The organism is Acidovorax facilis, assembly GCF_023913775.1.
GTDB classification, from domain to species: Bacteria; Pseudomonadota; Gammaproteobacteria; order Burkholderiales; family Burkholderiaceae_C; genus Acidovorax; species Acidovorax facilis.
The window spans coordinates 1-2,031 of sequence record NZ_JAMXAX010000259.1; the positions used below are offsets into that span (position 1 = coordinate 1).

The following is a 2,031-nucleotide window of genomic DNA, read 5'->3' on the forward strand; positions in this document are numbered from 1 at the left end:
TCAAGCGCTGCGGCTGAGAATTGCGGCTGCGCCGTATTGCCCGTAGGGGCTTCTGTTTTCTTCTTGCGTGGCATTCATGCTCCAAGTCGACATGCTATGCCTCACACACAAACTTTCTGACACTCCCCGAACTCATGGTTCTTGATGGCCTTGCGCCCCTCACGAACGCTGCCCGCCTGCGCCACCAGCAGGGTGCGGGCATCGGCCATGAGCTCCTGTGCAATCACCAGGCGGATGTGCGGATCGTCATCCACCAACAAGACCCGCACCGGGTTGGCCTCCTGCCCCGTGAGAAAGGCGGGCCAGACCGAGGGCGGATTGGAATACGTTTCAAACTGGCCCGACGGTAGCGATGCAAGGCCGCGCGCACTCTGCGGCGAGAGCAACGCTGACGACATCAACGTTTGCGATGGTGTATCGACCTGCCAACTGCTGCTCATGGGTGAACTCCTGCGGACGTGGTGGTGGGCCCCGACGGACTGGGTCTGTCGGTTGACGCATCTGCATGCAACTCTTGCGTTTGCATGCATGTTCTCCAACGCCCTCATGCCCTTCTGTACGGCAGCGCACAGAGTGCGCCAAATAAGCCACAGGGTCCAAATATATTTATCACTGTTGCCCAAGTAGCAATTGGTTACTACCTGATTTTCTTCGGGCTGCCTCCTGTTGTGCGGACTGCCAAGCCTTGCTGGTCAAGGCTTTGCGCGGGCCCAAGGGTTGAACCGCTCCGCTGTATGAGGTAGCCCGCTCGGCGTATTCGCACAAATCGCATCGGACCAGACACTGAACCCCGACAGCGCCCCATGGCCACCGGCCCCTCAAAAGACCAGACCAGACAGCGCCGTCCAACCCCCTCTGCATCGCAGGTTCGCTGCGGTTGCAGCCAGTGTAGAAGTCATCCTTGAAGGATCTGTCATGAAAACCCTTGCTTTCATCACGCTCAGCGTCATCGCCTCCGCCGCCATGGCCACCGGTCCGGTCCCTTCCACTCCGGACATCACCATCACCGGCAATTCCACGCAGTCGGTGTCCCTGACATCGGTGTCCGTCAACAACAACTCGACGGGCTCCAAGAGCGAAGCCTTTCAGAACCTCGCCTCCAACACCGGCAACGTCACCATCAGTGGCAACTCGACCCAGACGGTGACGGGCTCTGGCGGGAACGTGACCAACACCGCCAGCGGCAGCGGCAGCGAAGCCTACGCCAGCCAGAACCTGTCCTCCAACGTGGGCGAAGTCACCATCATTGGCAACTCCAGCCAATTCACCTCGATGATCAACTCGTCGGTCAACAACCTCTCCAGCGGCAGCAACAGCAAGGCGGTGCAAAACATTGCCTCCAACAACGCCTGCTTCACCTGCCAGCCCACCAAGCCCACCGGCTGGCCCTACTGAGATCGCCGCCAGCTCGGCTGGTGAATAGACCTGCGAGGGTCTGATTCCGGCAGCACATCTGTGCCCGAATGAGTTCGTGCCAGGGGCACACCGGCAAGGCTGCAAAGAGCAGCGCGGGTGGGCCCCTCATTCTCACCATAGGAGGTGTTCCATGAACACACGTTTTCTGGCGCCATGTGCAACCCTGCTGATGGCCTGTGCCCTGATGCCGGGCCTCGCGCGGTCGCAGGCCCCCGGGGAGGACCCGGTCGTCCTGACCAAAAAGCTCTCAGTACAGATGCAGCCCACAGGGCCCGTGGCCGCCTCGACAGGGCTGGACGGCAGCAACACCATGCCATCGTGGCTGCGCGCCCGCATCGCCCGCTACGAAGCCAAGGCCTTCTCGGACGACACCACCGGCGTGCTGACCAACAACGACGTGGTCACCACCGCCAACGCACAGGGCATGCAAAAGACCTGCGTCCAAGAGGTGGGCAGCAACACCGTGTCGGCCAACACCACGGGCTCGGCCAAATACGGCCCCAACCAGGCGCCGCAGGTGGTGGTGCTGCGTGGCGATCTCGTCAATATATGCAAGTAACAGGCCTGGCGCCAAGCGCCCGGCCGCCAGGAGAGAGAACATGCCGCCCACCCCGT

At 61.5% G+C, this 2,031-nt stretch carries 2 protein-coding genes and 1 pseudogene; 2 read left to right on the plus strand and 1 reads right to left on the minus strand.

The genetic code is table 11. The annotated features are described in order from the left end of the window. Positions 1-128: 128 nt before the first annotated feature. Positions 129-398: pseudogene (locus tag NFX52_RS29935) on the minus strand (response regulator); the annotation flags it as partial. A gap of 517 nt (positions 399-915) precedes the next feature. Between NFX52_RS29935 and NFX52_RS29940 the strand changes: the two are divergent. Continuing rightward, on the plus strand, positions 916-1,395 hold the full coding sequence (locus NFX52_RS29940) for a hypothetical protein (RefSeq protein ID WP_252635988.1): 480 nt from the start codon (positions 916-918) through the stop codon (positions 1,393-1,395). Between the two features lie 151 nt (positions 1,396-1,546). Then, the gene (locus NFX52_RS29945) at positions 1,547-1,975 is read left to right on the plus strand and encodes a hypothetical protein (RefSeq protein WP_055396096.1); all 429 of its coding nucleotides are present in this window, start codon (positions 1,547-1,549) and stop codon (positions 1,973-1,975) included. Positions 1,976-2,031: the final 56 nt, after the last annotated feature.